This window comes from Kitasatospora sp. NPDC127067, from assembly GCF_042724755.1.
GTDB classification, from domain to species: domain Bacteria; phylum Actinomycetota; class Actinomycetes; order Streptomycetales; family Streptomycetaceae; genus Kitasatospora; species Kitasatospora lactacystinica.
Genome location: NZ_JBHXEM010000016.1, coordinates 69,756 through 86,196 on the forward strand (window position 1 = coordinate 69,756; position 16,441 = coordinate 86,196).

Sequence of the window (16,441 nt, forward strand, 5' to 3'; positions counted from 1 at the left end):
TCGGGGTTGTAGGCCCTGAACAAGTAGGACGTCCTAGCGCAAGCGCGTCGAGGGCGGACGCTGGGTAACGTTCTCGTGAGGGACGCCGTCGGAACAGGATCACCACCTGCCCCGCAGTGGGAGCGCACACCCACGCGCGCCCCGCGAGGCGGTGACCGGACCGGTCACCGGCGACCCCGGGCGGCCGGACAGACCGAGGAGTGAACGTGACCGTCAAAAGCACGGCGAGGGCTCGCAAGAAGGCGGCCCCCGGCGTCCCTGACACCCTCCGCGCCAAGGGCAAGGACGCCCAGCCGGAGCTCGTCCAGCTGCTCACGCCGGAAGGCGAGCGGGTCGAGCACCCTGACTACCCCCTCACCACCACTCCCGAGGAGCTGCTCGCCCTCTACCGCGACCTGGTGCTGGTGCGCCGGTTCGACGGCGAGGCCACCGCGCTCCAGCGCCAGGGCGAGCTGGGCCTGTGGGCCTCGCTGCTCGGCCAGGAGGCCGCCCAGGTCGGCTCCGGCCGCGCCATGCGCCCCGGCGACTACGCCTTCCCCACGTACCGCGAGCACGGCGTCGCCTGGTGCCGCGACGTCGACCCGCTGAACCTGCTCGGCATGTTCCGCGGCGTGAACCACGGCGGCTGGGACCCGAACGAGAAGAACTTCCACCTGTACACCATCGTGATCGGCGCGCAGGCCCTGCACGCCACCGGCTACGCGATGGGCATCACCAAGGACGGCGCCGACGACGCGGTGATCGCGTACTTCGGCGACGGCGCCTCCAGCCAGGGCGACGTCAACGAGGCCTTCACCTTCGCCTCGGTCTACAACGCGCCCGTGGTCTTCTTCTGCCAGAACAACCAGTGGGCGATCTCCGAGCCCACCACCACCCAGACCAAGATCCCGCTGTACCGCCGCGCCTCCGGCTTCGGCTTCCCCGGCGTCCGGGTCGACGGCAACGACGTGCTGGCCTGCCTGGCGGTCACCCGCTGGGCGCTCGACCACGCCCGCAGCGGCAACGGCCCGGTGCTGATCGAGGCGTTCACCTACCGGATGGGTGCCCACACCACGTCCGACGACCCCACCCGCTACCGGCACGCCGAGGAGACCGAGGCCTGGAAGGCCAAGGACCCGATCAGCCGGCTCCGCGCCCTCCTGGAGAAGGAGGGCCTGGCCGACGAGGCGTTCTTCGCCGCCGTCGACGCCGAGAGCGAGCAGCTGGGGCTGCGGGTGCGCGAGGGCGTGCGCGGCATGCCGGACCCGGACCCGACCCTGATCTTCGACCACGTGTACAGCGAGCCGCACACGCTGGTCGATGAGGAACGGGCCGAGTACGCCGAGTACGCGGCCTCCTTCGAGGCGGGGGAGAACCACTGATGGCCGGTCAGCTGAGCATCGCCAAGGCGCTGAACGGAGCGCTGCGCAAGTCGCTGGAGAACGACCCGAAGACCCTCCTGATGGGCGAGGACATCGGCAAGCTCGGCGGCGTCTTCCGGATCACCGACGGCCTCCAGAAGGACTTCGGCGAGGACCGGGTGATCGACACCCCGCTCGCCGAGTCCGGCATCCTGGGCACCGCGATCGGTCTGGCGCTGCGCGGCTACCGTCCCGTCGTGGAGATCCAGTTCGACGGCTTCGTCTACCCGGCCTTCGACCAGATCGTCTCCCAGCTGGCCAAGATGCACGCCCGTGCGCTGGGCCACGTCAAGCTGCCGGTCACCGTGCGCATCCCCTACGCGGGTGGCATCGGCGCGGTCGAGCACCACAGCGAGTCGCACGAGGCCTACTTCGCGCACACCGCCGGTCTGCGCGTGGTCACCCCGGCCAGCGCGCACGACGCGCACTGGATGCTGCGGCAGTCGATCGAGTCCGACGACCCGGTCATCTTCCTGGAGCCCAAGCGCCGTTACTGGGACAAGGGCGAGGTCGGCGACGCCGCGGACCTGGGCCTGCACGACGCCCGGATCGTCCGGCCCGGCACCGACGCGACGCTGATCGCGTACGGCCCGATGGTCAAGGTCTGCCTGGAGGCCGCCGCGGCCGCCGAGGAGGACGGCCGCCGGCTGGAGGTCGTCGACCTGCGCTCGCTCTCCCCGGTGGACTTCGCCGCCCTGGAGGAGTCGGTCAAGCGCACCGGTCGGGCCGTCGTGGTGCACGAGGCACCGGTCTTCCTGGGCATGGGCGCCGAGCTGGCCGCCCGGCTGACCGAGAAGTGCTTCTACCACCTGGAGGCACCGGTCCTGCGGGTCGGCGGCTACCACGCGCCGTACCCGCCGTCCCGGGTCGAGGAGGCCTTCCTGCCCGACCTGGACCGCGTGCTCGACGCCGTCGACCGCGCGCTCGCGTACTGAACCGGGGAGCGAAGATGACCACCGAAGTTCGCTCGCTCCGCGAGTTCAAGATGCCCGACGTGGGCGAGGGCCTCACCGAGGCCGAGATCCTCAGCTGGTACGTCAAGCCCGGTGACACCGTCACCGACGGGCAGGTCGTCTGCGAGGTGGAGACCGCCAAGGCGGCCGTGGAGCTTCCCATCCCGTTCAACGGGGTGGTCGAGAAGCTGCACTTCCCCGAGGGTGCGACGGTCGACGTCGGCACCGTGATCATCTCGATCGCGGTCGCCGGGGAGGCGGGGGCCGCGGCTCCGGCCGCCCCCGCCGCGGCTCCGGCGCAGGCTCCGGCTCCGGCCGAGGAGGCCGAGCCCGAGCGGCGCGAGGTGCTGGTCGGGTACGGCCCGCGCACCGGCACCGCCCAGCGCCGGGCGCGGCGGACGACCACCACCAGGGTCGCCGCGACCACGCCGGCTCCGGCGGCCGCTCCGGCCCCGGTCACCGCCCCGGCTCCCGCGGCGCCCGCGCCGGTCGCCGAAGTGCCCGGCGGGGAGCGCCCGTTGGCCAAGCCGCCGGTGCGCAAGCTGGCCAAGGACCTCGGCGTCGACCTGCGCGCGGTCACCCCGACCGGCCGGGACGGCGTGATCACCCGCGAGGACGTGCACGCCCACGCCGCCGCTGAGGCCGCTCCGGCGGCTCCGGCCGCCGCGGTGGCGGAGGTGGCCGAGCCGGCCGCGCCGCAGGTGCTGGTGCCCGCCGCGGGCGACGTCCGGGTGCCGATCAAGGGCGTCCGCAAGGCGACCGCGCAGGCGATGGTGGCCTCGGCCTTCACCGCCCCGCACGTCACCGAGTTCGTGCAGGTCGACGTCACCCGCACGATGAAGTTCGTCCGCCGGCTCAAGGAGAGCGGGGAGCTGGGCCGGGACGTCCGGGTCAGCCCGCTGCTGATCGTCGCGAAGGCGCTGCTCACCGCGATCAAGCGGCACCCCGGGATCAACGCGCAGTGGGACGAGGCGGCTCAGGAGATCGTCCTCAAGGGCCAGGTGAACCTCGGCATCGCCGCGGCCACCCCGCGCGGCCTGATCGTCCCGAACATCAAGGACGCCGGGTCCAGGACCCTCGCCGGGCTGGCCGCTTCGCTCGGCGAACTGGTCGAGACCGCCCGTCAGGGCAAGACCTCGCCGGCCGACATGCAGGGCGGGACGGTCACCATCACCAACGTCGGCGTCTTCGGCGTCGACACCGGCACCCCGATCCTCAACCCGGGCGAGGCCGCCATCCTGGCCTTCGGGGCGGTCCGGGAACTGCCGTGGGTGCACAAGGGCAAGGTGGTCCCGCGTCAGGTGACCACGCTGGCGCTCTCCTTCGACCACCGCCTGGTGGACGGGGAGCTGGGCTCCAAGGTGCTGGCCGACGTGGCCGCGCTGCTGGAGCGCCCGAAGCGCCTGATCACCTGGGGCTGACGGAACCGAAGGAACCGGCGGGACCGAAAAAACCGAAGAAGGGGCCCTCCTCCGCACCGCCGTGCGGAGGAGGGCCCCTTCGGTGTACCGCCCGTCGACTAGCGCTGGGGACGGAGTCGACGGACGGCGACCAGGACGCCCGCTCCGAGGGCGAGGAGGACGGCGGAGCCGAGGGCGAGGAAGGTGTTGCTGGAGGAGGAGCCGGTCTGGGCCAGCTCGGGGGTGCCGGCGGGGGCGGTGGTGGCCGGGGCCGACGCCTTCGGGGCCTGGGTGGCGGGGGCGGCCGGGGCGGTGTCCCCGGTCCGGTCGACGGCGGGCTCGGCGTCCTTGGTGGGCGCGGCCTTGGTGGGCGCGGGCTTGGGCTTGGCCGGGGTGGTCGGCTTGGCCGGGGTGGTCGGCTTGGCGGTGGCGGTGCCCTGGGGGTGGGTCACCTTGACCGTCTTGAAGGCCGAGCTGCCGGCGCCCTGGGAGCCGGCCATCTCCGCCGAGGCGAACAGGTTGATCGTGGTCACGCCGGCGGGGGTGGCGGCGGCCAGCGAGTAGCGGAACTTGAAGGTGTCGGAGCTGTTGGCGGCCATGCGCTGGCGCTGGGAGCCGGTGACCTCGACGGAGCGCATGCAGCCGTCCTGCAGCTGGAGGTTCTTCCAGGCGCCGGTGTAGTCCAGGTACTGGATCCTGACGTCCTTGAGGCGGGCCGCGGCGCCCGGGCCCGGGGTGACGAGGCCGAGGAAGGGCTCCATGCCGTGGGCGTCCTCGGCGGCCTTGTTGGTGACCTTGAGGGAGACCTCGTTCCAGCTGCCGTCCGCGACCACCGAGGACTTGGCCGAGGTGATGGCGGTGTCGGGGGAGAGCCCGGGCACGTTGGTCGGGGCCTCGTACGCGCCGCCGAGCCGGTGGTCGCCGCAGGCCCAGGCGGTGTCGGTGGCGAGGAACTGGACGCCGCCGGCGAGGACGACGCCGGCGGCGACGGTGGCGATGCGGCGGCGGCCGGAGAGCGCGCGGTCGTTCTTCGCAAAACGGGTGATAACGGGCATGCGCATGACGTGAGTCCCCAGGGTCGACGTGCTGATGGTGTGAGTGGGTGAAGACGACCGGCTCCGCTCCTCGTGAGCGGAAGCGCCCCCCGGCTCCGCCGGTCTCGCTCTCCGTGCCTTCATCCGTATAGACGCGCATCCCCGCGGGGGGTTGCAGGCGGGTTCCGAAATTTTTTCGGGCTTCTCCGGCGGGTCCCGAAGACGGCCCGAGGAATGGTTGGTATGACCTGGATGATCCGAAATGTGCGGATCGTTCGGCCAGGTCGGTGACTTTTTCGCGGCCGGATAGGGGAGTCCCGGCCGCCCGGGTACGTCTCCGCTCCATCACCCGGGCGACACCGGGTGACCGGCTCCCGGAGGACGCACCCGTATGCCGCCTGGCAACCCTGGCCGTCTCGTCCGGAGTCTGGCCGCACTCGTGCTGGTGTCCGCCGCCGCCCTCCCGGCCGCCCTGGAACTGACCGGCCCCCCGCCGTTCGGCGTGATCGGTCCGGGGACCCCGGCCGACCGCGCGGTGCCGCCGCACACGGCCCTCCAGGCCGACCAGCGGATATCCGCGGCCGCCCCGACGGTCGACATACGCCGCACCGGGGACCCGGCCAACCGGATCACCCTGGTGCTGCTCGGCGACGGCTACACGGCCGACGAGCAGGAGCTCTTCCGGCAGCAGGCCGACAAGGCCTGGCACGCGCTGATGGACATCGAGCCCTTCCGCACCTACCAGGGCTTCTTCAACATCAGGCGGGTCGAGGTGGTCTCCCCGGTCTCCGGGATCGCCGAGTCCGAGAGCCGCGGCCGCAGGACCGCCACCCCGCTCGGCATGCACTTCTGGTGCGAGGGCACCGCCCGGCTGCTCTGCGCCGACGAGTCCGCCACCGCCCGCTACGCGGGCAACGGCGCCGGGCCGCAGTACCTGATAGCGCTGGCCAACTCCACCGAGTACGGCGGCGCCGGCGGCACCGGGGTGACCACCCTGGCGGGCGGCAGCCCGGACGCCGGGCGGATCATCCAGCACGAGATCGGGCACACCGTGGGGGACCTCGGAGACGAGTACGACAGTGCCCCGGACGACGCCGACTACCCGAACCTCGCCACCCTCAACGCCGACGACATGCGCAGGAAGCAGACCAAGTGGTGGCGCTGGCTGGGCGCCGAGTCCCCGGACGGGGCCGGCGTGATCGGGGCGTACCGCAGCGCCAACGGCCTCTACCGGCCCACCCCGGACTCGGTGATGCGCACCCTGGGCAGCGCGTACAACCTCCCCTCGCGCGAGGCGATCATCGAGGAGCTGTACCGCAGGGTCCGGCCGACCGACGCCCCGGTGCCCGCTCCCGGCGAGGTGTCCGGGCGGCCCCGGCTCGACGTCCGGCCGCTGCCGCTGACCGGCCCGCGGCAGCTGAAGGTGGAATGGAAGGTGGACGGCGTCCCGGTGGCCCCGCAGTCCGCCGACGGCTCGTGGCTGGACACCGCCCGGCTGGAGCTGGCCCCGGGTCGGACGGCCACCGTGACGGCGACCGTCCGGGACACCACCGACTGGGTGCGGGACGAGGCCTTCCGGGAGCGCTCCATGACCCGCTCGGTGTCCTGGACGCTGACCGGCTGACCGACTGAGGCCCGGTCGCGCGCCCCCGGGTCCGAGCATCCCATCATGGGATGACTAATCTGGTCGGACTATGACCGTGGAGCCCGCTCGCCCAGCCCCGTCCCCGTCCGTCCCCGCTCCCCGGCTCATCGCCGACCCCCCGGCCGCGCCCGTACCCGCGCCCGTGTCCGCTTCCGCCCCGGCGTCGGTGCGCGCGTCCGCGCCGCCCGGCGGCCGGGCGGCCTGGCTCGCCTGGTCCATCGGGGTCAGTGTCTACATCCTGGCCGTCATCCACCGCACCAGCCTCGGGGTGGCCGGACTGGACGCCGCCGACCGCTTCGGCATCGGCGCCTCGGCGCTCTCCACCTTCTCGATCCTCCAGGTGCTGGTCTACGCGGCCATGCAGATCCCGGTCGGCCTGCTGGTCGACCGGTACGGGCCGCGCCGGGTGCTGCTGTCCGGCGTCGTGCTGCTGAGCGCCGGCCAGCTGGCCTTCGCGTTCAGCTCCGACTTCGGCCCCGCGCTGGCCTCCCGCGCGGTGCTCGGCTGCGGCGACGCGATGACCTTCATCAGCGTGCTGCGGATCGCCGCCCGGTGGTTCCCGGCGGCCCGGAACCCGTTCGTGGCCCAGCTGACCGGCCTGGCCGGGATGGGCGGCAACCTGGTCACCACCGTGGTGCTCGCCAGGGCGCTGCACAGCGAGGGCTGGACGCCCACCTTCACCGCGATCGCGCTGCTGGGCGCGGTGGTGTTCGCGCCGGTCGCGTTCCTCCTGCGGGACGCGCCCCACCAGGAGGCCGTCGTCCGGCCCGGGGCGGCCGCGGCGCGGCCGAAGGTCGGCCGGCAGGTCCTCGCCTGCTGGCGGGAACCGGGCACCCGGCTCGGGCTCTGGATCCACTTCACCACCCAGTTCCCCGGCAACGCCTTCGGCCTGCTCTGGGGCCTGCCCTACCTGGTGCAGGCCCAGGGGATGTCCCGGGCCGGGGCCGGCGGGCTGCTGACCCTGCTGGTGCTCAGCAACATGACCTTCGGCTTCGTCTTCGGCCGGCTGCTCTCCGTCTCGGCGCGGGCCCGGATGCCGATCGTGCTGACCGTCGTCGCGACCACCGCGCTCGGCTGGGCGCTGGTGCTGGCCTGGCCCGGTGGCCACCCGCCGGCCTGGCTGCTGGTCGGGATCATCCTGGTGATGGGCAGCAACGGCCCGGCCTCGCTGGTCGGCCTGGACTACGCGCGCTCCCGCAACCCCGCGGAGCGGCTCGGCACCGCCTCGGGGATCGTCAACATGGGCGGCTTCATCGGCACGATGATCACCCTGTTCGGCATCGGCGTGCTGCTGGACGCGCTCTCCCCGGACGGCGCCGGGTCGTACTCGGCCACCGCCTTCCGCTGGGCGTTCTGCTGGCAGTACGTCCCGCTGGCGGTGGGCACGGCGATGATCCTGCGGCTGCGCCGGAAGGTCGCGGCGCAGGCGGGCTGAGCCCGGGGCCGGACGGGCCCCGGGCGACGGACCGTACGGCCCCGGGCCTCAGATGGTGACCGAGAAGTTGGCCAGCACCCGCTCGGCCAGCTCCCGGTCGCCCTCGACGGAGACCGGGCCGGGCCGGCCGCGGCCGCAGGCGAGCCGCAGGTAGGTCTCCCAGTCCATGGTGAGCTGGACGTCGGGGGCCAGGCTGATCGACTCGTCCACGGTGCAGTGGCCGGTGGCGTCCACCCGGACGGTGCGCAGGAACTCCACCGGGCCGGTGACGTCCAGCACCAGGGCCGTCCCGGCCGGGGCCCCGGCCTTGTTGGCGACGGCCTTGGGCAGCAGCTCCAGCAGCAGGTCCCGGGTGATCAGCGCGGCCGGGGCGTCCAGGTTGCCCGGGGTCTCCAGGGCCCGGCGCAGGTCCTGCTCGTGCACCCAGACGTCGAAGGCCCGCATCCGCAGCAGCTCGTGGTACGGGACGTCCCTGGCCAGCGGCCCGGCCGGCCAGCGCACCGGCTCCTCGGGCGTCTGCTTGGCGTTCCGCAGCGCCCGGGAGCGGCGGATGATCGTGTACTCCAGCTCGCCGGTCATCTCCAGCGCGGTGTGGCAGCGGCGCTTGTCGACCGGCAGCTCGACGTAGCGGGCGAACTCGGTGGTGACGTGACGGAGGTCACGCGGCAGTGAGTGGATCGGGCGCGGGTCGCCGAGCAGGTCGGACTCGACCGCGATCACGTGCGAGACGACGTCGCGGACGGACCAGCCGGGGCACTCGGTGGCCCGGTTCCAGGAGCCCTCGGGAAGGGGGGCGACCAGCTCCGATATGGACTCGATGGTCTGGGTCCACGCCTCGGTGTAAGCCTGCACGGTCTGGTTGTCCGTCACGGGAATCTCCGGCCCTCCGTCAGCTTCCTTGCCGCCTGCGCCCCGCCGTCACTGCCGACCGGGATGGTCCGGCTTTCCGGGCGCGCACGCTAACCGCACGTTACGCTGCCGGGAGACAGCTGGGCAGCGCTTTCGGGTGACGATCGTAGGTCTCTTGCCGTGGACGGTGGTACTGTGCGCGCTTCATTGATCCAACTCGCGGTCTCCGACGAGGAGCCGCCCGCCGAGCGGAGGGCTCGGGCGGCGGCCCTGGTACGGGCACAGCAGGGCGCCGACCTGGTGGTGCTCCCGGAGCTGTGGCCGCTCGGCGGCTTCGCCTACGACCTCTGGTCGGACGGCGCGGAGACGCTGGACGGGCCCACCTCGGACGTGATGTCGGCCGCCGCGCGGGCCGCCGGGGTCTGGCTGCACGCCGGTTCGGTCGTCGAACGCGATCCGGACGGGCCGATCTACAACACCTCGCTGCTGTTCTCCCCGGACGGCGAGCTGGTGCACACGTACCGCAAGATCCACCGCTTCGGCTTCGACAGCGGCGAGGCGGTGGTGATGGGCGCCGGGCAGGAGATCGTCACCGCTCCCACCGACTTCGCCACGCTGGGCCTGGCCACCTGCTACGACCTGCGCTTCCCGGAGCTGTTCCGGGCGCTGCTGGACGCCGGGGCGCAGCTGCTGGTGGTGCCGGCGGCCTGGCCCGCCCGGCGGCGCGAGCACTGGACGCTGCTGGCCCGGGCCCGGGCGGTGGAGGAGCAGGCCTTCGTGCTGGCCTGCAACACCGCCGGGACGCACGCCGGGGTCGAGCAGGCCGGGCACAGCATCGTGGTGGACCCGTGGGGCCGGGTGCTGGCCGAGGCGGGGGCGGGCGAGGAGGTCCTGACGGTCGAGTTCGATCCGGCCGAGGTGGCGAAGGCGCGCGCGGAGTTCCCGGTGCTGCGGGACCGTCTGCTGGGGATTCCGGCGCCGGTCCAGCGCTGAGCGGGGGTGGGCGGGGCGCCGGGGACGGCGTTCCGGAGGGTTGGTTCGTACCTGGGTCGGTCGGGTTTGAGAAGATGAGCACTCGTCGTGTTCCCCGCCGGCCCGGACGAGGGCCGGCACGGTAGGCCGCCCGAGGAGGTCGCCCCATGCCTGACAACGGCGCAGGCGACACCCCCCGCCCCGTCATCCACCGCAACAGCCTGCGCGAGCAGATCGCCGGCGCGCTGCGCGAGGAGATGATGGCCGGCCGGCTCGCGGCCGGCCGCAACTTCACCGTCAAGGAGATCGCCGAGCTGTACGGCGTCTCCGCGACCCCGGCCCGCGAGGCCCTGGTCGACCTCGGCGCGCAGGGCCTGCTGCGGGCCGAGCACCACCGCGGCTTCACCGTGCCCGAGCTGGGGTGGGACGACTTCCTGGAGATCTTCGAGTCCCGGGTGCTGATCACCGACAGCTTCCACCGCCAGTACGCCACCCGCCGGGCACTGCCCGACCTCGGCCGGCTGCCCTCGCTGCACCGGCGGGCCGACGCGGCGGTGCGGGCGGCCCGGGCCGGGAACCTGGACGTCATGGTGGGCTGCGACCGCCGGTTCTGGCAGGAGGTCGGCGCGCTGCTCGGCAACCGCCGGATCGCCGACTACCTGGACTGGCTGCGGGTGCAGTCCTGGATGTTCGCCGCGCCCTACCTGCGGGAGCTGCCCGCGCTGGGCGGGATCTGCTGGGAGCGCCACCCGGACCTGGTCGCGGCGATCGAGGCCCGCGACGCGATCGGCGCGCACCGGATCATCTGCGAGTACAACCTGTACACCGTCCGGCTGCTGGCCGGGCTGGCCGGACAGCCACTGGAGTCGGTGACCGTCCTGGACCTGCTCACCGAGTTCGTCGGGGAGGAACCGGCGCCGGTGCCGGTCGAACCGCCGCCCGCGCCGGCGGCCCCGCCGGAGCCGGGCGACGAGCCCGAGCCCGGCGCCGGGCCCGGTGCGGCCCGCACCGGGCGGACCCGCAGCGCGGAGGTGGGCCGGGAACTCGGCCGTGAGCTGGGACTGGGCCTCGGCCTGGTGCCGCAGCCGCGCACGGTGCCGTACGGCCGGTTCGGCCGACGGCTGTCCGAACCGCCCCCGGAGGCCCCTCGGGGACGGCCCGACCCGCACGCCGCGCCGGGCCGGTAGGGTGGGCGGTCATCGGACCGGGCGCCTCCTGAAGGGCCGTCCGGGTACCGACCCGACCCCCGTCGTCGCCCCGCCCGCGCGGGCGATCCCCGCCTCCGGAGAGGAACTGCCGGCCATGGCCTGCGACCTCTGGCTCGTCCCGCTGGTGGACGCGCTGAGCCACAGCCCCGACAACCCCTTCCGGGACGACCTCGCGCTCTACAACTCGGTGCTGGCCTCGCGCGGGCTGCCCGAGGTGCCGGTCTACCGGTTCGTCCCGGGCATCAGCGGCGCGGTCGAGCCGATAGCCGCCTTCGACTACGACTCGCTGCACTTCCTGCGCCGCGCCTACCTGTTGGGCCTCACCGGCCTGGACATCACCCCGGTCGACGCGCTCGGCGGCGACTACGAGCAGTTGCTGGAGATGTTCGAGAGCAGCGCCGAACAGTCGCACCTGGTCTGGCACTTCGACCACGCCGGCGCGTACGTGCCGGTCGAGTTCGCGGTGCCGCTGGTGGACGACACGCTGCTCGCCGCCGGCGGCCCGCTCGGCTCCAGCCACGGGCTGCTGCGCGAACTCCAGGCCGTCGCACCGGCGCTGGGCATCGACCCGCTCAACCCGCCGGACCCGACCCGGCCGCTCGGCCCGACCGGCCTGGAGCAGCCGTTCGGGCCGCCGATCGACGACGTCCACCCCTTCGCCCGGGAGCGGCACGCCTGGTCGGGCCTGTACGCGGCGGCGACCAGGAGCGTCACCCAGGGCTCGATGATCGTCTTCGCCTGACCCGGGGCGGACACGCCCTAGCGCAGCGGCCCCTCCGGCGGCCGCTGGCGCGGCATGGTGGGCCGGGTGCCCGGCGGCGGCAGCACCCGCACCTGGGCGCCCACCCCGGGCTCGCTGCGCCCGCCCCAGGCCCCGCCGGACTGGGTGGGCAGCTGGGTCATCGAGGCGCGGAACTCCAGCATCCACTCCGAGGTCTCGGAGCGGACCATGTCCGAGACGTCCTCGCAGAACCGGCGCAGCACGCCCAGGCAGCGCTCGGCGGCCTCGCCCGCGGTGCCCTCGGTCGGGCCGAGCACCTCGCGCACGCACTCCGACGCCCAGTCGAACTGGAAGGCCTCCAGGCGGCGTTGCAGGGCCTGACCGGTGGAGACGTCCCGCATCCAGCCGGAGGTGAGGCCGAAGACCCGGTCGGTGGCCAGGCAGGCGGCGGAGAGCGCGAAGCCGACGTAGCCCCAGCCGGTGCCGTGCGCGAAGGCGCCGGCCAGGTCGACCAGCGGGGCGGTCACCCCGCCCACCGCGAAGCCGGCCGCGCCGAACCGCAGCACGCGGGCCCAGCGGCGCTTCCAGACGCGGTCCCGGCGGTACCACTCGATCGCCTCGACCGCCCGCTCCTCGGACCAGCGGTAGAGCTCCTCCAGCCGTTCGGCGGGCTCGCCCCAGTCCCCCAGCGGGAACTGGCGGGTGCTCAGATCGGCCCGCTGGCGGGTGGAGGCCCGTCGGACGACGGCGGCGGCGGGCGGGTCCTCCTCACCGATCTCCTTGCCCCAGGCACTCTCCTCGGGCTGCATTTCCGGCTGGCTCACCTGTGGGGCTCCCTGTGGCGGGCGGACTGCTGGCTCTGTCGGCGCAACGGCTGACGTGGTGTCCGCCGGTGGTTCTCCAACAGCACTTCTTACCGCCAAATGGCTGACCGTGGGGGCGCTTCTCCGCTGATCGTTACCGGTTTCGGCCAACGGAACCCGAGGTGGGCGGGTTGCGGGAGGCGGCGAGATTTCACCCGTCCGAGCGAGGGGTCGGTGACCCGACGTCGTGACCCGACCACCCACCGCCGAACCGGCCCCGTCGGGCTTGGAGGATCCTCCGACATCGTCGGCGTACGGAGCTCCTCCGCTGGAGGATCCGACGGGACCGGAGAGCGGCCGGAACAGGCCACCGACTACGCTGCCAGGCGTGAAGGTCCTCGTCATCGGCGGCGGCGCCCGCGAACACGCCCTGTGCCGCTCCCTGTCCCAAGATCCCGCAGTGACCGAACTGCACTGTGCCCCGGGCAACGCCGGGATCGCGCAGGTCGCGACCGTCCACCCGGTCGACCAGCTGGACGGCGCGCAGGTCGCCGCGCTGGCCGGCCGGCTCGGTGCCGCCCTGGTGGTGGTCGGCCCGGAGGCCCCGCTGGTGGCCGGCGTCGCGGACGCCGTGCGCGCGGCCGGCGTCCCGGTGTTCGGTCCGTCCGCCGCGGCCGCCGAACTGGAGGGCTCGAAGGCCTTCGCCAAGGATGTGATGGCCGCGGCCGGCGTCCCCACCGCCCGGTCCTACGTCTGCACCACCGCGGCCGAGGCCGCCGAGGCGCTGGACGCCTTCGGCGCCCCGTACGTGGTCAAGGACGACGGCCTGGCCGCCGGCAAGGGCGTCGTGGTCACCTCCGACCGCGAGGCCGCGCTGGCGCACGCCGCCGGCTGCGAGCGCGTGGTCATCGAGGAGTACCTGGACGGCCCCGAGGTCTCGTTGTTCGCGATCACCGACGGCACCACCGTCGTCCCGCTCCAGCCCGCCCAGGACTTCAAGCGCGCGCTGGACGGCGACGAGGGCCCGAACACCGGTGGCATGGGCGCCTACTCCCCGCTGCCGTGGGCGCCCGCCGGGCTGGTCGAGGAGGTCATGGAGACCGTCCTCCAGCCGACCGTGGACGAGCTGCGCCGCCGCGGCACCGAGTTCTCCGGCCTGCTGTACGCGGGCCTGGCGCTCACCTCGCGCGGCACCCGGGTGATCGAGTTCAACGCCCGCTTCGGCGACCCGGAGACCCAGGTCGTGCTGGCCCGGCTGCGCACCCCGCTGGCGGGCGTGCTGCTCGCCTCCGCCACCGGAAGCCTGGACCAGCTGGAGCCGCTGCGCTGGGACGAGGGCGCGGCCGTCACCGTGGTCGTCGCGTCCGAGGGCTACCCGGACGCCCCGCGCACCGGCGACCCGATCGAGGGCCTGGCCGAGGCGGAGGCGGACGGCACCGCGTTCGTGCTGCACGCCGGGACGAAGGCGGACGAGGACGGCCGGGTGCTGAGCGCCGGCGGCCGTGTCCTGTCGGTCACCGCGACCGGCACCGACCTGGCCGAGGCGCGCGAGCGCGCGTACGCCGCGGTGGACCGGATCTCTCTCAAGGGCGGCCAGCACCGCACCGACATCGCGCTGAAGGCGGCCACCGCCTGAGCCCCCCGACCGCTCCGCCCGCGGCCCCCGTGCGAACCGCTCGCACGGGGGCCGCGGTGCGTGCCACCGCGGTGCGGGCGGCGGCCCGCAGCCGCCCTACCAGCAGGGGCGAGCGGGATTCGAACATCCGCGCCCACCGGTCAACCCCATGGGCGCAGCGTTCCCGGCGTTTCGGGGCTGGAGCGGCTGCGGGGGCCGACGCACCGTTCGGCCGACGGATTCCAGCCCATCGGGTGACAGCACCCGCATCCGGCTGACGCAACCGGCCGCGCGGCCTTATGGTGCGCTGGATCGCGGTGCGCGGGGCCCGTGCGCCGGGGTCGCCGCCGGGTAGCGGTGCTCCCACGGGGGGATGCTGGACGGCGTCCGGCCGGTCGGTCGTCGGGGTGCTTCGCACCGGACCGGTCGCCGGCGTCCGGGCGGTGTCACCGGAACACCCGGGCGGCGTCACCGGAACAACCGGGCGGTGTCACCGGGACGAGTGGAAACCGGGGTGATCCGGAACGCCCACCCGGACCGGGGCGTCGAAAATGTCAGTAGCGCCACGCAGCATGCACTACCGGGATCGGACGCCTCCGCTTCCCGGTCGGAACTGATCGTTTCGAGTCGGCTCAGGGCCCGAAGCCGGGCGCCCGAGGGCTCCGAAGGGGGTGCCGCACCGTATGGCCGCAATCGACATCGCGCGCGCTCACGCCCAGGTGGTGCTGCGGATCCGAGGCCTCGCCCGGGCCGCCGCCGCCCTGCCCGCCGCCGTGGCGGTGGTCCTGCTCGCCGGCCGGTTCACCGGCCGGATCGGCGCGCCCGGGGCCGCCGACGCCGCGGGCTGGGACGCCGCCCGCTGGGCGGTCTGCGCGGTCGCCGCGCTGACCCTCGCGGTGGCCGGGCTGACCGCCCGGGCCCTGCACCGGACCGTCCCGCCGCGCACCCCGGCCGTCCCGCTGGAGCGCGCCGAGGCCCCCGAGCTGTACCGGCTGATCGGCGAGCTGGCGGACCGGCTGGAGGTGCCCGCGCCCTCCGCCGTGGCCCTCACCCCGGACTGCGACAGCTGGCTGGAGGACGTCCCGCCGGGCCGGCGGACGGCTCCGCCGCGGCGGGACCCCGGGGCGCCCGCCCCCGTCCTGGTGATCGGCTCGCCCTTCCTGTGGTGGATGCGGGCCGGTGAACTGCGCGCCCTGCTCGCCCCCGTGGTGGCCGGCACCGCCGCCTCCGCCGACCCGGAGATCGCCGCCGCCCGGCGCTTCCTGCGCAGCCTGGACGCCTGTCTGGACTCCGGCGCCGGCGCGGCCCCCGGTCTCGGCGGCGCCACCCTGGCCGCCCCGCCCCGGCCGCCCCGGCGCGGTCCGGCCGCGCTCGCCGACCGGATCGTCCGCAGGGTCGTGCGCCGCCTGCTCGGCGCCTGCCGGGGCCACTCCGCCGAGCTGGAGCGCTCGGTCGCGAGCTGGGCCTCCGAGCAGGCCAGGACGGTCGACTACGGACTGCGGATCGCCGCCCAGGAGCAGGTCGGCCTGGCCTACGCGGGCTGGGACCGGCTGCTCACCCGGGTCGCGCTGCCCGCCTGGCGGCTCGGCCGCCACCCGGCCCACCTCAACGCCGGCGTGGTCGCCGCGCTCACCGAGCTGTCCCGGCGCGACCGGCTGGCCGACGGCTACGGCAGCCGGCTCGGCGACCGCCCCGCCTGCGACCTGCTGGAGGAGCCCGGCACCGTCGACCGGGCGGTCTCCCGGCTCGCCGCCGACCTGTTCTTCGGCCGCCCGGCGGCCGGCGCCTGGCGCGAGCTGGAGTGGGCCGACTACCCGGCCGAGGTGGTGGACGCCGGCTGGCGAGCGGGCGCCGCCACCCTGCAGACCGCCCTGAACCGGCTCGCCCCGCAGTCCCGCCCCGGCGCCCCGACCCTCACCCGGCTGCTGGGCCGGCTCGCCGAGGGCGACGGAGAGCTGCTGGCCGCCGCGCTCGCCGCCCAGCTGGCCCGCACCACCGCCCCGGCCCCGCTGCTCGAACCCGACCGCAGCGGCCGCGACCTGCTGGTCGACCACGTCACCGCGATGGTCTGCTGCGCCGCCGTGGACACCGCCGGCGGCGCCCCCGGCCTGGACTGGCTGGACGGCCCGGTGCTGCTGCTCGGCGGGGTGCGCCGCACCGACCTGGCCGGTCCGGTCGCCCAGGCCGTCGAGCAGGGCCAGGACGGTCCGCTGCGCGCCTGGCTGGACGCCGCCGACGTCCGTCTTGAGAAACCCGTGCGCCTCTGACGTCCCGGGCGTCACAGGAGGGCGCTCGGCACCGCCGCACGCGCCCCCAAAAGGGCCGGCTGCCGGGCGTCTTCGCAGGCCGGAGGCCCCTCCCGGGAGGCGCGCGAGATTCCCCGCACCAATCGCTACCGGAGGGTGA

Annotated in this window: 13 protein-coding genes; 10 read left to right on the plus strand and 3 right to left on the minus strand. The window is 74.4% G+C overall.

The window, feature by feature from the left end:
- Positions 1–206: 206 nt before the first annotated feature.
- The 3 genes from pdhA to ACFWJ4_RS09755 are packed head-to-tail and all read left to right on the plus strand — an operon-like array spanning position 207 to position 3,774.
- Complete coding sequence (pdhA, locus tag ACFWJ4_RS09745) at positions 207–1,361, plus strand: pyruvate dehydrogenase (acetyl-transferring) E1 component subunit alpha (protein ID WP_380353393.1); 1,155 nt, start codon at positions 207–209, stop codon at positions 1,359–1,361.
- Complete coding sequence (locus ACFWJ4_RS09750; protein ID WP_380541328.1) at positions 1,361–2,335, plus strand: alpha-ketoacid dehydrogenase subunit beta; 975 nt, start codon at positions 1,361–1,363, stop codon at positions 2,333–2,335. The genes pdhA and ACFWJ4_RS09750 overlap by 1 nt, the downstream gene beginning before the upstream one ends.
- A gap of 14 nt (positions 2,336–2,349) precedes the next feature.
- On the plus strand, positions 2,350–3,774 hold the full coding sequence (locus tag ACFWJ4_RS09755; protein ID WP_380541331.1) for a dihydrolipoamide acetyltransferase family protein: 1,425 nt from the start codon (positions 2,350–2,352) through the stop codon (positions 3,772–3,774).
- A 98-nt stretch (positions 3,775–3,872) separates the two neighbouring features.
- On the opposite strand, the gene ACFWJ4_RS09760 is transcribed toward ACFWJ4_RS09755, so the two are convergent.
- Positions 3,873–4,814 carry an LAETG motif-containing sortase-dependent surface protein gene (locus tag ACFWJ4_RS09760; protein WP_380541334.1) on the minus strand — a complete coding sequence of 314 codons (942 nt, stop codon included), beginning with the start codon at positions 4,812–4,814 and terminating at the stop codon, positions 3,873–3,875.
- A gap of 364 nt (positions 4,815–5,178) precedes the next feature.
- Between ACFWJ4_RS09760 and ACFWJ4_RS09765 the strand changes: the two genes are divergently transcribed.
- Both ACFWJ4_RS09765 and ACFWJ4_RS09770 read left to right on the plus strand, forming a co-directional pair.
- Entirely contained in the window at positions 5,179–6,411 is a 1,233-nt protein-coding gene (locus ACFWJ4_RS09765) for a M64 family metallopeptidase (protein WP_380541337.1), read from the plus strand.
- 163 nt (positions 6,412–6,574) lie between these two features.
- The gene (locus tag ACFWJ4_RS09770; RefSeq protein WP_380541340.1) at positions 6,575–7,867 is read left to right on the plus strand and encodes a nitrate/nitrite transporter; all 1,293 of its coding nucleotides are present in this window, start codon (positions 6,575–6,577) and stop codon (positions 7,865–7,867) included.
- A gap of 48 nt (positions 7,868–7,915) precedes the next feature.
- Here ACFWJ4_RS09770 and ACFWJ4_RS09775 read toward each other — a convergent pair whose 3' ends face one another.
- Positions 7,916–8,737, minus strand: a complete 822-nt coding sequence (locus ACFWJ4_RS09775; RefSeq protein WP_359897700.1) for a maleylpyruvate isomerase family mycothiol-dependent enzyme — start codon at positions 8,735–8,737, stop codon at positions 7,916–7,918.
- A gap of 174 nt (positions 8,738–8,911) precedes the next feature.
- Here ACFWJ4_RS09775 and ACFWJ4_RS09780 point away from each other — a divergent pair, with 174 nt between their 5' ends.
- From ACFWJ4_RS09780 to ACFWJ4_RS09790, 3 genes are all read left to right on the plus strand, one after another.
- Positions 8,912–9,709, plus strand: a complete 798-nt coding sequence (locus ACFWJ4_RS09780) for a carbon-nitrogen family hydrolase (RefSeq protein ID WP_380541343.1) — start codon at positions 8,912–8,914, stop codon at positions 9,707–9,709.
- A gap of 146 nt (positions 9,710–9,855) precedes the next feature.
- The gene (locus ACFWJ4_RS09785; protein WP_380541346.1) at positions 9,856–10,875 is read left to right on the plus strand and encodes a GntR family transcriptional regulator; all 1,020 of its coding nucleotides are present in this window, start codon (positions 9,856–9,858) and stop codon (positions 10,873–10,875) included.
- A 115-nt stretch (positions 10,876–10,990) separates the two neighbouring features.
- Positions 10,991–11,638 (plus strand): hypothetical protein, encoded by a 648-nt coding sequence (locus tag ACFWJ4_RS09790; protein ID WP_359897704.1) that lies wholly within the window; start codon positions 10,991–10,993, stop codon positions 11,636–11,638.
- Between the two features lie 17 nt (positions 11,639–11,655).
- Here ACFWJ4_RS09790 and ACFWJ4_RS09795 read toward each other — a convergent pair whose 3' ends face one another.
- Complete coding sequence (locus ACFWJ4_RS09795) at positions 11,656–12,441, minus strand: SLATT domain-containing protein (RefSeq protein WP_359897705.1); 786 nt, start codon at positions 12,439–12,441, stop codon at positions 11,656–11,658.
- A gap of 367 nt (positions 12,442–12,808) precedes the next feature.
- On the opposite strand from ACFWJ4_RS09795, the gene purD reads away from it, so the two are divergent.
- Both purD and ACFWJ4_RS09805 read left to right on the plus strand, forming a co-directional pair.
- Positions 12,809–14,056 (plus strand): phosphoribosylamine--glycine ligase, encoded by a 1,248-nt coding sequence (gene purD, locus ACFWJ4_RS09800; RefSeq protein WP_380541349.1) that lies wholly within the window; start codon positions 12,809–12,811, stop codon positions 14,054–14,056.
- A 662-nt stretch (positions 14,057–14,718) separates the two neighbouring features.
- Positions 14,719–16,302 (plus strand): hypothetical protein, encoded by a 1,584-nt coding sequence (locus ACFWJ4_RS09805; protein WP_380541352.1) that lies wholly within the window; start codon positions 14,719–14,721, stop codon positions 16,300–16,302.
- Positions 16,303–16,441: the final 139 nt, after the last annotated feature.

What these genes read in the sequence shown, in the direction of transcription:
- ACFWJ4_RS09750 (WP_380541328.1), top strand. Translation starts at nt 1,361, where the DNA reads ATGGCCGGTCAGCTGAGCATCGCCAAGGCGCTGAACGGAGCGCTGCGC.
- ACFWJ4_RS09755 (WP_380541331.1), top strand. Translation starts at nt 2,350, where the DNA reads ATGACCACCGAAGTTCGCTCGCTCCGCGAGTTCAAGATGCCCGACGTG.
- ACFWJ4_RS09760 (WP_380541334.1), bottom strand. Translation starts at nt 4,814, where the DNA reads ATGCGCATGCCCGTTATCACCCGTTTTGCGAAGAACGACCGCGCGCTC.
- ACFWJ4_RS09765 (WP_380541337.1), top strand. Translation starts at nt 5,179, where the DNA reads ATGCCGCCTGGCAACCCTGGCCGTCTCGTCCGGAGTCTGGCCGCACTC.
- ACFWJ4_RS09785 (WP_380541346.1), top strand. Translation starts at nt 9,856, where the DNA reads ATGCCTGACAACGGCGCAGGCGACACCCCCCGCCCCGTCATCCACCGC.
- ACFWJ4_RS09790 (WP_359897704.1), top strand. Translation starts at nt 10,991, where the DNA reads ATGGCCTGCGACCTCTGGCTCGTCCCGCTGGTGGACGCGCTGAGCCAC.
- ACFWJ4_RS09805 (WP_380541352.1), top strand. Translation starts at nt 14,719, where the DNA reads ATGGCCGCAATCGACATCGCGCGCGCTCACGCCCAGGTGGTGCTGCGG.